Consider the following 15769-nt stretch of genomic DNA (forward strand, 5'->3'; position numbering starts at 1 on the left):
AGCTTGATAGCCATGAGGCTGCATAACGACTGAGTAATATGTCTCGGTCGTCTGCAAGGTCGGCAGAAAAACGTTCGCTAACTCGGTGATAGGAGGCTTCGACTGCTTGGTTCAAAGATATCGTCGCGCCATTCTCGACAGGTAGAACGCAGCTCGTCAATGTCCGGCAGAATACCCATCGAAATAACTTCCTACTAAAATATGCAGGATACCATAAAGTAAAAGGCGCCCCGACGGGCGCCTTTATTTCTTTAGATCAGGCTACGCTCAACCGAACATCGATGTTGCCGCGGGTTGCGTGCGAATAAGGGCAGACGATGTGCGCGGCATTAACCAGCTCTTCGGCCTTGGCCTTGTCAACGCCCGGCAGGGCAACCTCAAGAGCAACATCAAGGCCAAAGCCCGTGCCATCCTCACGCGGGCCGATGCCAACAGTTGCGGTCACGGTGCTGTCAGCTGAAATCGAAACCTTCTCCTTGGAAGCCACAAATTTCAGTGCGCCAAGAAAGCAGGCCGCATAACCGGAAGCAAAAAGCTGTTCCGGATTGGTACCCTCACCGCCTGAACCGCCCAGTTCCTTTGGCGTATCAAGAACGACGCTGAGCCGTCCGTCAGCGGTCTTTGCACTGCCGGTCCGTCCGCCGGTTGCGGTAGACTGTGTGGTATAGAGAATGGACATATGACTTCTCCTGTTTGTGAACTTATCTCCGCCGGCAGAGTTGCAAATAATTAAATTGTTCACAATCTAATTTTGCAAAATATATTTTCACGATTATGTGACGCGCAATTCAATTGTGCATAGCGTATAGTCGAGATAAGGAAGGTGGATCATGGACAGCGACCACAAAGATTCCCGCTTACACCTATCAGATATGGTCTGCTTCGCTATCTATTCAACCGCGAACGCACTGACGCGTGCCTATCAGCCAATCCTGAGCAAGCTCGACCTCACCTATCCACAATTTCTGGTCATGCTGATCCTCTGGGAAAAGGACGATCAGACGGTCTCGGAAATTGGTGGTAAGCTTAATCTTGATTCCGGCACATTGACGCCCCTCCTCAAGCGCCTTGAAACGGCGGGCCGCATCAAGCGCCGCCGCGATCCGCAGGACGAGCGTCAGGTGCGCATCACATTGACAGATGAGGGCCAGGCTTTGCGTGAAGCTGCGGAAAATATCCCTGAACAGATTTTTTGCGCGCTGGGCCAGCCATTGGACGAACTGAAAGATTTGCGTGCGCGATTGCTCGAAATTCGCGGCAATCTTGCGAATAGTGTACCGCGCTAACAAAAAAGCGCCGGTTTCCCGGCGCTTTTGATTTCAAATCACAATTGAATGATTAAGCAGCCAGCGCCTTTGGTGTGATCAAGCCGCGAGCAACCAGAAGTTCTGCAATCTGGATTGTATTGAGAGCCGCACCCTTGCGCAGATTGTCAGAAACAATCCACATGGCGAGACCGTTTTCGACGGTGATATCTTCGCGAATACGGCTGATATAGGTGGCGTCTTCGCCTGCCGATTCATAAGGCGTGATGTAACCACCGTCCTCGTGCTTATCAATAACCTGACAACCCGGCGCATCACGAAGGATTTCACGAGCTTCTTCCGCACTGATCGGGTTTTCAAACTCAATATTGACCGACTCGGAGTGTCCGATAAAGACAGGAACACGTACAGCAGTTGCAGTGAGCTTGATCTTCGGATCAAGCATCTTCTTGGTTTCGGCCACCATCTTCCATTCTTCTTTGGTGTAGCCGTCTTCCATGAAGACATCGATATGCGGAATCACGTTAAACGCGATGCGCTTGGTGAACTTCTGTGCCGTCACAGGATCAGCAACAAACACAGCGCGCGATTGCTGGAACAGCTCATCCATGCCTTCCTTGCCAGCGCCCGAGACGGACTGGTAAGTCGAAACGACAACGCGCTTGATCGTGGCTGCATCGTGAAGCGGCTTCAATGCCACCACAAGCTGCGCCGTCGAGCAATTCGGGTTTGCTATGATGTTGCGCTTGCGGAATCCCTCAATCGCGTCCGGGTTCACTTCAGGAACAATCAGTGGCACATTGGCATCATAGCGCCATGCAGAAGAATTATCGATAACGACACAACCCTGCGCCGCGATCTTTGGCGACCATTCCTTGGAAACATTGCCACCAGCGGACATGAGGCAGATGTCGGTATCGGAGAAGTCATATTGGTCGAGAGGCTTGGCCTTAAGCGTCTTATCACCATAAGATACTTCTGAACCCTGGCTGCGACGCGAAGCGAGAGCCACGACTTCATCAGCCGGAAAGCCACGTTCTTCGAGGATATTGAGCATTTCGCGACCGACATTTCCGGTAGCGCCGACGACTGCAATCTTAAAACCCATTTACCTTCTCCTGTCCTCTCCGCTTCCATAAAAACCCGCGACCAGCGGGCCTTTTCCCTGGGCCGGACCCGGGGAGAGAGGGCGAGCAGGCCAAGGGGTCAGACCGTTTTGGTGGTCGTTTTAATGCAAGTGGCCGTGGTAGTTTTGGAAACGGACGCCATGAGGGCACCGATGGCGATGAGGCCATTCAGTCCACACAGGCTATGTGATGCGCGAGAAGCGTTCACGGGTTTGTCTCCTTTTCCGATTGCGCTTTTAAGCCCTTTGAAAAAAGAGTCAATGATTTCTCGAAGTGAAGCGCAACAAAACTGCTCAAGAATACAGGATCAATCCCGTTTATTACGTTGCGATATTGAAATGCAAAGGCCCGCGCGGTGAATGCAGCGCGGGCCTTTGGTTAAAGCTGATTAAAATCAATAAAGGAGACGCGTCCGCACGGTGCCCGGAATTTCGCGCATCGCCTGAAGAACATCTTCTGCATGATCTTCCATCGCGTCGCCTTCGATCACAACGTAACCAACTTCGCCATCGGTCTGCAAAAACTGGCTGACGATGTTGATGTTATGCGAAGAGAAAATATTCACGAGGCTGTTGAGAATGCCCGGACGGTTTTCGTGCACATGCATGAAACGCGTGCCGCTTGGGCGCGCAGGCAGCTGTACCTGTGGGAAATTAACCGCACCAAGTGTCGAGCCCACATCGGAGTATTCCACCAGCTTGCGGGTGACTTCAAGACCGATACGTTCCTGCGCTTCCTCGGTTGAGCCGCCAATATGGGGGGTGAGAATGACATTCTCCAGCCCCTGCAATGGTGAAACGAATGGGTCCTTATTGGAAGCAGGCTCGACCGGAAACACGTCAATCGCAGCACCAGCGAGATGGCCTTCTTTCAGAACCTTCGCTAAGGCTTCCAGATCAACCACCGAACCGCGTGCGTTGTTGATGAGGAAGGCGCCCTTCTTCATCTTGCGCAGCTTCGCTTCGGTAATCATCTTGGCAGTCGACTTGGTCGATGGCACATGCAGGCTGATCACGTCCGAAATTTCGAGCAATTCGTCGAGTGTTTCTGTCGGAATTACGTTGCCGTATTGCAGCTTGTCGGTCATGTCGAAATAACGAACCGTCATGCCAAGGCTTTCGGCGAGGTTACCGACCTGCGAACCGATATTGCCGTAGCCAACGATGCCCAGCGTCTTGCCACGCACTTCGCGGCTGCCGGTTGCGCTCTTGTCCCAGCCACCTGTGTGAGCCGCATTGGAACGCGGGAAAATCCGGCGCATCAGCATGATGATTTCACCAATCACCAGCTCAGCCACAGAGCGTGTATTGGAGAATGGCGCATTGAAAACCGGAATGCCGCGCTTGCGTGCGGCCTTAAGATCAACCTGATTGGTGCCAACCGAGTAGCAACCGACCGCGATCAGGCGCTGCGCTGCTTCAAACACTTCATCGGTGAGCTGTGTGCGCGAGCGAATGCCGACGATATGCGCCGATGAGATCGCATCGATCAGATCGGCCTTGTCGAGTGCCTTCGGCATATGCACGACATTGGTATAGCCAGACGATTTGAAATAATCGACAGCAGACTGGTTGATGCCTTCAAGAAGAAGAACATTGATACGCTCACGCGCGAATGAAAGACGTGCAGTCATAGTTGGGGCTTCCAGGCCTAGAACGCAGTGTGTGCTACCGGGCGCACAAAGGACGCTCTAATAATTTAAATTTGCCGCGTAATTCTACCTTAAACCGATCCGGATCTAAGGATTATGCGGCAGGGGCACAGTGCTCGCTCAGCGACATAGATCATTTCTGGATTAAAATGCTCTGTCTTTTGTTTTACGCACATCTTGGTCCGAAAACCGGTTCCCACTTTTCGGGATGTGCTCCAGATCAATCCACAAATGTCGTCGCCGCGAGATTTTGGGGCATGTTGATGATTTCGCCATATAAGTTTGTCGGCATTTATCGCGAGAGCGACTTAGCACCCAAAGCCCAAGGAAAAAAGCCAATTCGACGAAAACAGGCCGATTTGCGTCGTATTTGGATAATCATTCCAATTCGTCCGCTACCGAGCAGTGCGAAGTGCCCAAAATGCACCTTAACCCGGCTCAACAGCCTAGTCTTCAGAGCGACTCATTGTTGTGCGGTCGCGATCATATCGGCTCTTGAGGGGAAACGGTGGCAACCAGGACTCACGGCGAATAGTCCAGAGCTCATAGGTCGGGGTAAATTGATCAATGTCATCCAGCGAGCCGAGGTTAATTTCAACCTCATCTCCTGAACGGGAAAAAACAGACGAGCCACAGCGCGGGCAGAAAAACCGCCCTTCATAATCGCGCGTCTCTCCATCCACTGTAACCCCAGCTCCGGGAAAAATCGCCGAGGCATGAAACAGTGCTCCATGTTGCTTGCGGCAATCGAGGCAGTGACAAATGCCCACGCGATAGGGCTTCCCAAAAGCGACGAACCGAACATCGCCACACAGACAACCACCTGTAAAACGGTTCATTTCTTTCTCTCCTGGAATAATGCCCAAGTGAAATGCTACTGCGAACAGCCGTGCTCGTCCAATTTGTCTTGGACCCGCTGCATATGACCTTTCGGCTTTCAGTTAAGGTCGCGCCTTTCTCATACTAAAAGATAATAAACGGATTAAACGATTCAGTTCATCATGCTCTCGTGGAAAAGTGCGCGGAAGTTGGAGGAGAACGTCCACGCACGTCAGCAAAAATGCTGTTGGGAGGAACCTTATGTCAGTTCAATCAAGCGCCAAGGCCGGCGCGCAAAAAATGACGCGTGAAGAAAAGAAGGTCATTTTCGCTTCTTCACTCGGCACAGTATTTGAATGGTACGACTTTTATCTCTATGGAACACTGGCTGCCTTTATTGGCGCGGCGTTCTTTAATGAATATCCTGAAACCACCCGTAATATCTTCGTCTTGCTCGCTTTCGCAGCAGGCTTTCTCGTGCGCCCGTTCGGCGCGCTCGTCTTCGGACGCATCGGCGATCTCGTCGGTCGTAAATATACCTTCCTCGTGACCATCGTTATCATGGGCGCATCGACGTTTCTCGTCGGTGTTCTGCCCGGATCGGCAACACTTGGTATCGTCGCACCTGCAATCCTGATCATTCTGCGCATGCTGCAGGGTCTGGCACTCGGCGGCGAATATGGCGGCGCTGCAACTTATGTTGCCGAACACGCACCAAATGGCCGTCGCGGCTTCTATACGTCCTGGATTCAGACAACAGCGACACTGGGCCTGTTCCTTTCGCTGATGGTCATCCTTAGCATTCAGAATGTCATGACCACAGAGTCCTTTGCGGCTTGGGGTTGGCGTATTCCTTTCCTGGTTTCGATTGTTCTTTTGGGTATTTCGGTCTGGATCCGCTTGCAGATGAGCGAATCCCCGGCATTCAAAAAAATGAAGGAAGAAGGAAAAACATCCAAGGCACCCCTTACGGAAGCATTCGGTCAGTGGAAAAATGCTAAAATTGCCCTTATCGCTCTGTTCGGTCTTACAATGGGTCAGGCCGTTGTCTGGTATTGCGGTCAGTTTTACGCACTGTTTTTCCTCCAGAACGTGTTGAAGGTCGAAAACCAGTCGGCAAACATCATGGTCGCGGCGGCGCTTATTCTCGGCACCGGCTTCTTCGTTGTCTTCGGCTGGCTCTCCGATAAGATTGGCCGCAAGCCGATCATCATGGCGGGCTTGCTGCTTGCAGCAGTCACCTACTTCCCGCTGTTTAAGGCACTGACGCAGGCTGCCAATCCTGCACTTGCACAGGCTGAACAGACGATCCGTGCCACGGTTACTGCGGCACCAGGCGACTGTAACTTCCAGTTCAATGCAACCGGTACGTCGAAGTTTACCAGTTCCTGCGATATCGCAACGAGCTTCCTGTCGCGCAGCGCTGTTCCCTATGATGTCGTAACCGGTCCTGCCGGACAGCCCGCAACCATCAAAATCGGCGACTCAACAGTGACGTCCTTCGATGCGATCCAGGCCGGTGCAGAAGCAACTGCCAAGCAAGCTGGCTTGACCCATGACATCAATCTGGCTTTGCAAAAGGCAGGTTGGCCGTTGGTTCGTAGCCCGGCAAAAGTTGCAGATTCCAAGCTCGATGCATTCATCGCGGCCAATCCGGAGCTGGGGCTGAATGCAGAAGCCATTCGTTCGGGCGAAAAGGCAAGCATGTCGAGTGCTGATCTCGTCAAGAACAAGATCATCACGCAGGCAGAAGCCGATGCTGCAGCTCAGCCTGAGCAGGCTGTCTACACCATCCCGAATGCCGGTGCTTTCAAGATGGTTGCGGACCCATCGCAGATCAATTGGGTCATGACGATCGCCATTCTTACGGTCCTCGTGATCTATGTCACGATGGTCTATGGTCCGATCGCAGCTATCCTTGTTGAGATGTTCCCGACCCGTATCCGCTATACCGGCATGTCTTTGCCATATCATATCGGCAACGGCTGGTTCGGTGGTCTTCTGCCAGCAACCGTCTTTGCGATGAGTGCAGCCAAGGGCGATATCTATTATGGTCTTTGGTATCCGATCATCATTGCAACGATCACACTGGTTATTGGCATCCTGTTCGTTAAGGAAACTAAAGATGTCGATCTCAACAAGATCGCTTAATCAGTAAGGCATTCAAAACACGGAAACGCCGCCTCATGGGCGGCGTTTTCTTTTGCGAAGACGACTGCATAATTTAATCTGTTAGAGCAGCCTTGTATAACGCCGAATAGAGTGCGCAGCGCTCTATCAGCGATATTGCGCTTCGATCTCGATCAGCTTTTGCTTGCGCCAAAGCCCGCCGCCATAGCCCGTCAATGATCCGTCTGCGCCAATTACGCGATGACAAGGAATGATGATCGCAATCTGATTGGCACCGTTCGCACGGGCCACGGCGCGCACTGCAAGCGGTTTGTCTACCGCCCTTGCGATCTCGCTATAGCTTCGGGTCTCGCCTGCCCCGATGTTTTGCAATTCGCGCCAGACATCGCGCGTAAACTCGCTACCGTGATAGACCAGCGGAATATCAAATGTAGCGGATCGACCTGCGAAAAACGCCTCAAGCTGCTGCTCAAGCTTATCATGAGCGGGATAGCGCCCGATACCGATTGCGCCATGACAGGCCTTGTGCAGCTTTTTAAGCTCTTGCGGCAGAGCTTTGCGGTCGGCAAATTCGAGAAGATGGACGGCCGATTGATCACATACCGCGATCATCGTACCGAGTGGCGTTCTGATCCAGTCGGCACGCAGCAACCCATCTTTTTGCAACTGCGCAGGCGGCAGCCCCAAAATCCGGGCGAAGGCGTTGCGGAAAGCATCGGGCGATTCAAAACCGGCGTCCACCTGGGCATCAATGACGCGGTCACCTTGTGCCAAAGCCTGAAACCCTTGCCGCAATCGCTCCTGTCGCGCCATCTCCAGAAACGTAATGCCGAAATGTCTTCTGAAACTGCGGCGCACCGTGGATGGGTCAAGCCCCATGCCAGCCACATCATCTTCACTCCAACGGCGTTGAGGCTGCGCCTCCAGTGCCTTCAGTAATCGCTCCACAGATGCGTCTGCTTCCGCTGCAGGCTGCAACGGATGACATCTTTTGCACGGTCTGAACCCGTCAGCTATGCATTCAGGGATAGAAGCATAGAACCTGCAATTTTCTTTGAGCGGCTTTCTTGCCGGGCAGGTCAACCGGCAGAAAATGCCAGTTGAAAGGACACCAACATACGCTTTGCCCTCATAAGCGGCGTCACGGGCAAGCAATGCGTCATACAAGACGCTCGGATTTGGAAGCGTGTTCAACATACTTACCATTCTTAGTGTCTGCGCTGGAAATTGCAGCCGGAAATCGGGCGTTTATTTTCCATTACACAATCAACTGTCATGTACTGACAACCGCTTTACCACAACAGAACAATTCGTTTCATTTTCAATAAACAACGCGCTATTCATCAAGAAACGGTAGTTATTGATCATCGTCGTGAAACTATAGATACAGGTGGAAATTGCCTTCTGGAGTTGAAACCACCATCAGCGCCGCTGATGCTTTTTCTCATATGAGAATTATCAATGGCATGGGCATCAGTCTGTGCCTGTCACGACTGCTCATCTTCGCGTCCAAATTCGTCCAGCATCCCAATAAGCATAAGATATCCTATATGCATATTGGGTGGGTCGTCGTTGTATTTCTTTGGATCATCCAGTTCTGGTGGGAGTATTTATTTCAAAGCGGAACAAAGAGCTACAACGTCTACACCTATGTGCTCGACCTGCTCTATGTCTTCAGCCTCTTCTTCGTCTGCGTTACGCTAACGCCCGACGACATTAAAGAATATGGCGACTACGAGAGCTATTTTCTATCGAGAAAGATATGGCTCTTTTCGCTTTTCATCTTTCTCAACCTGATACAATTCCTGAACGGCACAGGTCCGCAATTCTCAATTGACCACAAAGAGTCCTATCTGGGCGAATTCACCCTGTTTGCGGTTGAAACCGCAGCCATACTGTTTGCCATGCGCTTAAAGCGCAAAGGATTTCAGTATTTCTTTATTGCGCTGCTGATTGCTGGCGTCTTTGCAGATTTTACGCTGCAGTTGGATTAGAGCGCAAAACAAAAAAGCCGCCGTGTGGTGTTCACACGACGGCTCGTCAATAATTATTCGACTAGTAATTAAGCCGAAAGCGCCTTGAACTTCGCAAGGATCGCATCGCCCATTTCGACTGTGCCGATCTTGGTCTTGCCTTCCGACCAGATGTCGGCCGTGCGCAGACCATCATCGAGAACACCAGCGATTGCTGCTTCCAGACGATCAGCTTCATCAATCAGATTGAACGAATAGCGCAGGCACATGGCGAGCGAGGCAATCATTGCAATCGGATTGGCGGTACCCTGACCTGCGATGTCGGGTGCGGAGCCATGTACCGGCTCATAAAGCGCCTTGCGCTTACCGGTCTTGGCGTCGGCAGCACCGAGCGAAGCAGATGGCAGCATGCCGAGCGAACCGGTCAGCATTGCAGCAACGTCGGAAAGCATATCGCCGAACAGATTGTCGGTGACAATCACGTCGAACTGCTTGGGCCAGCGAACGAGCTGCATACCGCCAGCATCAGCTAGCATATGCTCAAGTTCCACATCGGAATGCTTTTCCTTGTGGCGAGCCGTGACGACCTGATTCCACAAGACGCCCGACTTCATCACATTGCGCTTTTCCATCGACGTGACTTTGTTGCGACGGGTGCGCGCAAGTTCAAAAGCCACATCGGCAATACGTTCGATTTCGTAAGTGTCGTAAACCTGCGTATCGATACCGCGCTTCTGGCCATTGCCCAGATCGATGATTTCCTTCGGCTCGCCGAAATAAACGCCGCCAGTCAGTTCGCGCAGGATCAGAATGTCGAGACCTTCGATCACTTCCGGCTTCAGCGAAGATGAATGTGCGAGCGCTGGATAGCAAATTGCCGGGCGCAGATTGGCATAGAGGGCCAAATCCTTGCGCAGACGCAGGAGGCCTGCTTCCGGGCGCACTTCATAAGGCACGCTGTCCCACTTCGGACCACCAACGGCACCGAAAAGTACAGCGTCTGCAGCAAGCGCCTTTTCCATATCGGCATCAGAAATAGCCTGTCCATGCGCATCATACGCCGATCCGCCAACCAGGCCTTCATCGGTTTCAAAACCGAGATTAAGTCCGGAGTTGAGGAAAGCGATAATTTTGCGGACCTCAGCCATTGCTTCAGGACCGATGCCATCACCGGGCAGGAGAAGGAGTTTTCTGGATGCCATAATGCCAAGCCTCTGTTTTTTCTCGCACAATAACGGCAGGGAAATCAGATTCCGAAATCGTGCTTTCAAGTTCCGCGAGGGTTATAGAGCCCCCTCGCGTGGCAAGCAACAACCAGCAGCGTGAAATTTATGAAAAAGAACAGAGGATATGTAGAAATTATATAACAGCAATTGTGAGTCGAGATCAGAGACCGACTAGACCCTATTCCAGCGCACGCGCTTCCGACGGCAACATGATCGGAATGCCCCCGCGAACCTGGTAGGCAAGCTTGGCTTTCTCAGAGATCAGCTCACTGTTTTCTGCATCATATTTCAGCGAGCCCTTGGTCAGAGGGCACACAAGCAATTCAAGCAGCTTGACGTCGATATTGCCGATGTTTTCGTTTTCAGTCATTGGCTTTTCCTAGTGCATTTCCTGTTTAAGATGAATCGTTAGAAATGCGTCGCACTGTTTGTTTTAACGCATGTCTTATCCCATCGTAGCGGAATCAAGAAATCAGTCCGGTGGGCTGATTTCCGCGCCAAGGCGGTTCCCACTTTTGGGAGACATGCTCTAAGCACTCATGCATTCATTGCAGGCGCGAACCGTAATCATCCTTGACCTTGGCAAGGACCATTTCTGTAATGGCGATTAGCGTCGCTGCACGTGTTTTCAAATCAGGCGCTTCCAGCAATGCCTGCTTTTCGGCGGGTCCGAAAGGCGACATCATCGACAAAGCATTGACTAATGTGTCGTTGCCCGCACGCGAAATGCTGTCCCAATCTGCTTCCAGACTATGCACTTCAAGATAATCTCGGAAAGCTCGGAGCAGCGCATCACGGTCGATCTCACCCAGATCAGGCGCAGTTTCCAAATCCGTCAAAAACGGTGCAATCCGGCATTGACGATAAGGCTTGCGGCAGTTGATTTCATCCAGCACCCTGAACCGGCATATGCCCTGTAGCGTAATGAGGACACGCCCGTCTCCGGTTTCTGCGTATGTAGTGATACGCCCGAGGCAGCCGACCTGGCTCAACTGCGGTCGCGCAGTCTCGTCAAATCTGTCATTGTCGTCCTCGTCCTCTTGGCCCTCTTCAATGCGCGGTTGGATCATGGCGATAATCCGCTTTCCGGCCAGCGCATCTTCCACCATTTCCAGATAGCGAGGCTCGAAAATATTCAGCGGCAGCTGTCCACCAGGCAAAAGCAGCGCGCCTCTCAATGGGAAGATCGACACCAGCTCCGGTATATCAGCGCCCGTCCGGTAACGGGCATTGCCCACTTGCATTACACTCTCCCTTAGAGCGCATTCCGAAAAGGTAGAACGGTTTTCGGGAGCGCCTCAATAAATGATTGCACCGCGCCTGTTCATGAGAACAGGAGCGACGAAAGTTTGCGACGTGCGCCCAAGGTTGCCGGATCCGTATTGCCCCACGCCTCGAAGAACTGCAAAAGTTGCTTGCGCGCGCCATCGTCCTCCCAGCTGCGATCCGCTTTCATGATTGCCAACAATTCATCAGCCGCATCTTCACGACGCCCTTGTGCATTGCGCACCTGAGCAAGATCAAACCGTGCTTGATAGTCTTTTGGATCGGCCTGCACGCGGCGTTCCAGTTCAATCGGATCGCCGATGAGCTTCACCTGATCTGCAAGCGCAAGGCGGGCCTCAAGCGCACGTACAGGCGCTGCATCCTGCTTGTCTTCGGGCAAGCTTGCCAGAATTTCCCGCGCCTTGTCTGCATCACCTGATTCAAGCAAGCACGTCGCCAGGCCGACTACTGCATCCACATTGTCAGGTGCAACTTGCAGGATCGACGAGAATATCTGCGAAGCCTGAACAAAATCGCCTGCCTCAACCAATTCCTTGGCCGCATTCACCGCTTCGGTAATCGCCGCTTCCTGATCGCTTGGACCGCCAATCTTAGCGATGAATTCCTTGACCTTGGATTCCGGCAAAGCACCCATAAAGCCATCTGCTGGCTGGCCATTGACGAAGGCAATGACCGCTGGAATTGACTGAATGCCGAGCTGGCCCGCGATTGACGGATGATCGTCAATATTCATCTTCACCAGCTTGACCGCACCGCCAGCTTCGCGCACGGCATTCTCGATAATTGGCGTCAACTGTTTGCAAGGGCCGCACCATGGCGCCCAAAAATCAACAAGCACAGGCTGATTGCGCGATTCCGCCAGAACATCCGCCTGAAAGCCCGCAGTCGTGGTGTCCTTGATAAGATCGCCACCACCAACGGCTGCCGTTGTGGTGCCAAACGACACATTGCCGGTCATTTGTCCGCTTGCACTCGAATAAGGATTGTTCTGGCTCGTCATCTGATATTCCTTATGTCTTCCAGCATGCATATAGGACAGCACCAAGCTGGTTTCGATATTTCAGTTCGTATTTACAGCGGCCAATTTCAAGTCGCTTTCACAATCGAGACGTCAAAGCGCAGTCTATACCGATGATGCCGCTTTCGCATCCTCTGATACAGCCAATATGCGCACCTCATGCCCCGTGGCGGCAAGAAATCGGATCAGATCATCGCGTTTGATTGATGTCGTCGCTTCATTGGTCAAAGGATGACCATTGATGATGCCGTTTTCCATCAACCCAGCGTCCAGAATGATCTGAACATTATGGTCGGTATCATTCACCGCACCAAACACCGTCACACCGCCGGGCACGACACCGAGATATTCCATCAGCTTTTCAGGCTTGCCGAACGAAACACGGCTGCTGGCACCAATGATTTGGTGGATCGACTTGAGATCGACAACCGCTTTCTCGTCTACCGTCACCAGAAAGAAATTGTCTTTCTTGTCTTTCAGAAACAGGTTCTTGGTGTGCCCACCGGCGATTTCCCCACGCAGATGCTGTGAATCAGCAACCGTGAACAATGGCGGATGCTCGACTGTTGTAACCTCGATATCGAGGCTTTTCAGATAGTCGTGAAGTTCATGCGATGTCAGAGGCATGCTTAACCCTACTCCCCAAGTAGTCAGACTGTCTCACGCTGTTTCGTGATTTTATACACTCATAATGCACCCAGCTGAACACGCAATATCGTAGACATCTTCAAAGGCCGAAAGGGCGGGTTTCGCTTCGCATGAGTGAATCACTCAGAATCTAGAATCTCTTGCGCTCCAGTGTGGATGTCGCCCAATAGAAAGCGCATAAGCTGCACTCCGTCTACCCGTCGGCACTTGATCAACAACTCCTCAAAGGAAAATAAATATAATAATTTCAATTAATTAGATAGGATTCGGTAGTTTATTCGCAACAAACAGCATTTTCCGCTAATTTCCCTGTTGCAATCTCAAAGTCGTTAGTCCATATAGCGCCTGCCTGACGGAAATGACTGGCGCGAGCGGGTGTAGCTCAGGGGTAGAGCACAACCTTGCCAAGGTTGGGGTCGAGGGTTCGAATCCCTTCGCCCGCTCCAGTTTTCCGATCAGATCTTTCCAAAAATCATAAAGATAAGCATGATCGAGCAGTTCAACCTGCACGTGAAGTGCATTTCTATTGATTCCTGATCAGTGGCAATTCAGCTGCAAGATATGTTCTCAGGAAATCCGGCGATTACGCGCGAGCACCCAGAGAAGATACACGCCGCCCAACAAACCTGTTGTTAGTCCGATCGGCATTTTTACATTGAACGGAAAGTGCTGGCTGACGAGATCGGCTCCCACAAGCAGAACCGCGCCCATCAAAGCGCTGGCAAGCAAAGGCACTGCCGATGAGCGGGTCAAGCGTCGCACCAGTTGCGGAGCAGCAAGTGCGATAAAGGCAATTGGTCCCGCGGCGGCCGTCGCAACCGATGTCAGTCCAACCGCCGCCAGAACCATAATCAGACGGGTGGTTTCGACCCGAACGCCGAGCTGGCTCGCAGCGTCGTCACCCATTTCAAGCAGGTTAATGCGCTGCGCATGGTAGATCGCAATCGGTACAACGACGACAAAGCCCAGAATAGCCGGGATCGCATGCGACCACGTTCTCGTATTGAGCGATCCGGCCAGCCAGAGCTGTGCGGAAGCCGCCTGATCCAAATCACCCACCACCAACAAAACCGTATTGATGCCTGAGAGGACCGCTCCCATCCCGATACCAACCAGAATAAGCCTGTAGCCGCCCGTGGTGCGCCCCTTCATTGACAGCAGAAACACAATAAGCGCTGTGCCTATGCCCGACAAAACTGCGGCCAAGGCCGTCTCAAAAGGGCCTGCATTGAACAGGATGATCTGAACGATTGCGCCTGTCGCAGCCCCAGTCGTGAAGCCAATGATATCCGGTGATCCGAGTGCATTGCGCGATATCGACTGAAAAATCGATCCGGCCATTCCCAACGATGCACCTACAAAAAGTGCGGTCACAAGACGCGGAAGACGCACACGCATGATGATACGGTCGGCTGTCGGACTGGCACCTTCACCCACAAGACTTTTGACGATCTCGGCTGGCGTGAAAGACATTGTGCCTGTGCCAATATGCAGGATGCCAAGTACTAGAGCGGCAAGCAGCAGCAGGCCACAGACAATAAGTGCCCTCTTCCGCCACTGAATAGAGAAGCTGCCAATGCGCAAAACAGATTTCTTCACGTCCCTCATAGCTTGGACAACCGGAATCTACGAACGACGAAAATAAAGAACGGTCCCCCGATCAGCATTGAAACGATGCCCGCCGCCACTTCTGAAGGGGCTGCTATTACTCGTCCGATGATATCCGCACCAAGCAGAAGAATGGCTGCAAACAACGCCGCGTAAGGCAAAATCCAACGATAGTTCGGTCCAACGATTGCACGTGCGAGATGCGGCGCGACAAGACCGACAAAACCTATCGGCCCGGCTCCAGCAGTGGCAGCACCTGCCAGAAGCATCACAGTCAGGCAGGATAGCAGCAACGTTGAATAGACATTGACTCCAAGTGCGGCCCCCAGCTCCTTGCCCAAAGCGATGGCGTTCAGTTTGCCTGCGATGGAAAAGGCAATGATCAATCCAAGCACAACGGAAATGGCCAGGACTGCAATCACATCATAGCCTCTGCCCTCGACCGAACCGGCAGACCAGTGGCGAAACTGATCAAAAACGGCCAATGGCGCATTGATAATGATGATCCCGGTAATGGATGCGAGCACTACGGATACGCCAGCACCCGCAAGAACCAGCCTCACCGGATTGGTGCCGGTTCCATTGCTTCGCCCCAGAATAAACACGGCAACGCCTGCAAGACCTGCGCCAAGAAACGCAAACCAGACATATTGCACCATCGATGTCAGATTGAAGGCAACAATACCAAGGATGACGGCGACCGCCGCACCCGCATTAATGCCAAGCAGTCCCGGTTCTGCCAAAGGATTGCGCGTGACCGCCTGCATCACCGCGCCAGCGACACCCAAGGCAAGGCCCGCTAGGATAGCAACAATTGTGCGCGGGATACGCAACTCGCGAATAATCAGGTGCTGGTCGTTTTGGATATCCGGCGACCACAAAGCCTCCAATGTATCGCCAAGCGGTATTGACCTGGAGCCAAGCGCAAGGCTGGCGAGAACCGCTATGCCAAGCACAAACAAACCGGCACAAAGACCCCACATTCGCCGCTGGCGCAACGAGACGCGCAAAGCCCGG

The 15769-nt window shown here is 52.5% G+C and carries 15 protein-coding genes and 1 tRNA gene; 4 read left to right on the plus strand and 12 right to left on the minus strand.

Annotation, left to right across the window (positions count from 1 at the left end; genetic code table 11):
• Positions 1 to 256: 256 nt before the first annotated feature.
• Positions 257 to 679 carry an organic hydroperoxide resistance protein gene (locus tag CES85_RS05940; RefSeq protein ID WP_095445038.1) on the minus strand — a complete coding sequence of 141 codons (423 nt, stop codon included), beginning with the start codon at positions 677 to 679 and terminating at the stop codon, positions 257 to 259.
• Positions 680 to 830: 151 nt separating this feature from the next.
• Between CES85_RS05940 and ohrR the strand changes: the two genes are divergently transcribed.
• Positions 831 to 1286, plus strand: a complete 456-nt coding sequence (gene ohrR, locus CES85_RS05945; RefSeq protein WP_095445039.1) for a transcriptional regulator OhrR — start codon at positions 831 to 833, stop codon at positions 1284 to 1286.
• A gap of 52 nt (positions 1287 to 1338) precedes the next feature.
• Here the strand turns inward: ohrR and CES85_RS05950 are convergent, their stop codons facing one another.
• From CES85_RS05950 to CES85_RS05960, 3 genes are all read right to left on the minus strand, one after another.
• Positions 1339 to 2373 carry an aspartate-semialdehyde dehydrogenase gene (locus tag CES85_RS05950; protein ID WP_095445040.1) on the minus strand — a complete coding sequence of 345 codons (1035 nt, stop codon included), beginning with the start codon at positions 2371 to 2373 and terminating at the stop codon, positions 1339 to 1341.
• Positions 2374 to 2786: 413 nt separating this feature from the next.
• Positions 2787 to 4025, minus strand: coding sequence for a phosphoglycerate dehydrogenase (gene serA / locus CES85_RS05955; RefSeq protein ID WP_095445041.1), 1239 nt, complete (start codon positions 4023 to 4025; stop codon positions 2787 to 2789).
• 464 nt (positions 4026 to 4489) lie between these two features.
• Positions 4490 to 4882, minus strand: coding sequence for a GFA family protein (locus CES85_RS05960; protein WP_095445042.1), 393 nt, complete (start codon positions 4880 to 4882; stop codon positions 4490 to 4492).
• A 241-nt stretch (positions 4883 to 5123) separates the two neighbouring features.
• Here CES85_RS05960 and CES85_RS05965 point away from each other — a divergent pair, with 241 nt between their 5' ends.
• Positions 5124 to 7013: an MFS transporter gene (locus tag CES85_RS05965; protein ID WP_095445043.1), complete on the plus strand. Its 1890-nt coding sequence runs from the start codon at positions 5124 to 5126 to the stop codon at positions 7011 to 7013.
• Positions 7014 to 7139: 126 nt separating this feature from the next.
• On the opposite strand, the gene CES85_RS05970 is transcribed toward CES85_RS05965, so the two are convergent.
• Positions 7140 to 8189 carry a bifunctional transcriptional activator/DNA repair enzyme AdaA gene (locus tag CES85_RS05970; protein WP_095445726.1) on the minus strand — a complete coding sequence of 350 codons (1050 nt, stop codon included), beginning with the start codon at positions 8187 to 8189 and terminating at the stop codon, positions 7140 to 7142.
• A gap of 251 nt (positions 8190 to 8440) precedes the next feature.
• Here CES85_RS05970 and CES85_RS05975 point away from each other — a divergent pair, with 251 nt between their 5' ends.
• Entirely contained in the window at positions 8441 to 8986 is a 546-nt protein-coding gene (locus CES85_RS05975; RefSeq protein ID WP_157743418.1) for a hypothetical protein, read from the plus strand.
• A gap of 68 nt (positions 8987 to 9054) precedes the next feature.
• On the opposite strand, the gene leuB is transcribed toward CES85_RS05975, so the two are convergent.
• The 5 genes from leuB to CES85_RS06000 all read right to left on the minus strand — a co-directional run bounded on the left by leuB (position 9055) and on the right by CES85_RS06000 (position 13123).
• Positions 9055 to 10167: a 3-isopropylmalate dehydrogenase gene (gene leuB, locus CES85_RS05980; RefSeq protein WP_095445045.1), complete on the minus strand. Its 1113-nt coding sequence runs from the start codon at positions 10165 to 10167 to the stop codon at positions 9055 to 9057.
• Between the two features lie 202 nt (positions 10168 to 10369).
• Positions 10370 to 10561 carry a Trm112 family protein gene (locus tag CES85_RS05985; RefSeq protein ID WP_095445046.1) on the minus strand — a complete coding sequence of 64 codons (192 nt, stop codon included), beginning with the start codon at positions 10559 to 10561 and terminating at the stop codon, positions 10370 to 10372.
• Between the two features lie 175 nt (positions 10562 to 10736).
• Positions 10737 to 11435 carry an LON peptidase substrate-binding domain-containing protein gene (locus CES85_RS05990; RefSeq protein WP_095445047.1) on the minus strand — a complete coding sequence of 233 codons (699 nt, stop codon included), beginning with the start codon at positions 11433 to 11435 and terminating at the stop codon, positions 10737 to 10739.
• An 80-nt stretch (positions 11436 to 11515) separates the two neighbouring features.
• Entirely contained in the window at positions 11516 to 12478 is a 963-nt protein-coding gene (gene trxA, locus CES85_RS05995; protein WP_095445048.1) for a thioredoxin, read from the minus strand.
• Between the two features lie 123 nt (positions 12479 to 12601).
• Positions 12602 to 13123, minus strand: coding sequence for a prolyl-tRNA synthetase associated domain-containing protein (locus tag CES85_RS06000; RefSeq protein WP_095445049.1), 522 nt, complete (start codon positions 13121 to 13123; stop codon positions 12602 to 12604).
• Between the two features lie 392 nt (positions 13124 to 13515).
• Here CES85_RS06000 and CES85_RS06005 point away from each other — a divergent pair.
• Positions 13516 to 13590 (plus strand) — tRNA-Gly (locus CES85_RS06005).
• A gap of 121 nt (positions 13591 to 13711) precedes the next feature.
• Here the strand turns inward: CES85_RS06005 and CES85_RS06010 are convergent.
• Entirely contained in the window at positions 13712 to 14752 is a 1041-nt protein-coding gene (locus tag CES85_RS06010; RefSeq protein WP_095445050.1) for a FecCD family ABC transporter permease, read from the minus strand.
• Positions 14749 to 15735: a FecCD family ABC transporter permease gene (locus tag CES85_RS06015; protein WP_208636290.1), complete on the minus strand. Its 987-nt coding sequence runs from the start codon at positions 15733 to 15735 to the stop codon at positions 14749 to 14751. The genes CES85_RS06010 and CES85_RS06015 overlap by 4 nt, the downstream gene beginning before the upstream one ends.
• Positions 15736 to 15769 lie beyond the last annotated feature (34 nt).

The sequence above is a fragment of the Ochrobactrum quorumnocens genome (assembly GCF_002278035.1).
Lineage (GTDB): Bacteria > Pseudomonadota > Alphaproteobacteria > Rhizobiales > Rhizobiaceae > Brucella > Brucella quorumnocens.

Excerpts from the sequence above, each read along its gene's own strand:
- CES85_RS05940 (WP_095445038.1), bottom strand. The coding sequence starts at position 679 with ATGTCCATTCTCTATACCACACAGTCTACCGCAACCGGCGGACGGACC.
- ohrR (WP_095445039.1), top strand. The coding sequence starts at position 831 with ATGGACAGCGACCACAAAGATTCCCGCTTACACCTATCAGATATGGTC.
- CES85_RS05950 (WP_095445040.1), bottom strand. The coding sequence starts at position 2,373 with ATGGGTTTTAAGATTGCAGTCGTCGGCGCTACCGGAAATGTCGGTCGC.
- serA (WP_095445041.1), bottom strand. The coding sequence starts at position 4,025 with ATGACTGCACGTCTTTCATTCGCGCGTGAGCGTATCAATGTTCTTCTT.
- CES85_RS05960 (WP_095445042.1), bottom strand. The coding sequence starts at position 4,882 with ATGAACCGTTTTACAGGTGGTTGTCTGTGTGGCGATGTTCGGTTCGTC.
- CES85_RS05965 (WP_095445043.1), top strand. The coding sequence starts at position 5,124 with ATGTCAGTTCAATCAAGCGCCAAGGCCGGCGCGCAAAAAATGACGCGT.
- CES85_RS05970 (WP_095445726.1), bottom strand. The coding sequence starts at position 8,189 with ATGTTGAACACGCTTCCAAATCCGAGCGTCTTGTATGACGCATTGCTT.
- CES85_RS05975 (WP_157743418.1), top strand. The coding sequence starts at position 8,441 with ATGAGAATTATCAATGGCATGGGCATCAGTCTGTGCCTGTCACGACTG.
- leuB (WP_095445045.1), bottom strand. The coding sequence starts at position 10,167 with ATGGCATCCAGAAAACTCCTTCTCCTGCCCGGTGATGGCATCGGTCCT.
- CES85_RS05985 (WP_095445046.1), bottom strand. The coding sequence starts at position 10,561 with ATGACTGAAAACGAAAACATCGGCAATATCGACGTCAAGCTGCTTGAA.
- CES85_RS05990 (WP_095445047.1), bottom strand. The coding sequence starts at position 11,435 with ATGCAAGTGGGCAATGCCCGTTACCGGACGGGCGCTGATATACCGGAG.
- trxA (WP_095445048.1), bottom strand. The coding sequence starts at position 12,478 with ATGACGAGCCAGAACAATCCTTATTCGAGTGCAAGCGGACAAATGACC.
- CES85_RS06000 (WP_095445049.1), bottom strand. The coding sequence starts at position 13,123 with ATGCCTCTGACATCGCATGAACTTCACGACTATCTGAAAAGCCTCGAT.
- CES85_RS06010 (WP_095445050.1), bottom strand. The coding sequence starts at position 14,752 with ATGAGGGACGTGAAGAAATCTGTTTTGCGCATTGGCAGCTTCTCTATT.
- CES85_RS06015 (WP_208636290.1), bottom strand. The coding sequence starts at position 15,735 with ATGTGGGGTCTTTGTGCCGGTTTGTTTGTGCTTGGCATAGCGGTTCTC.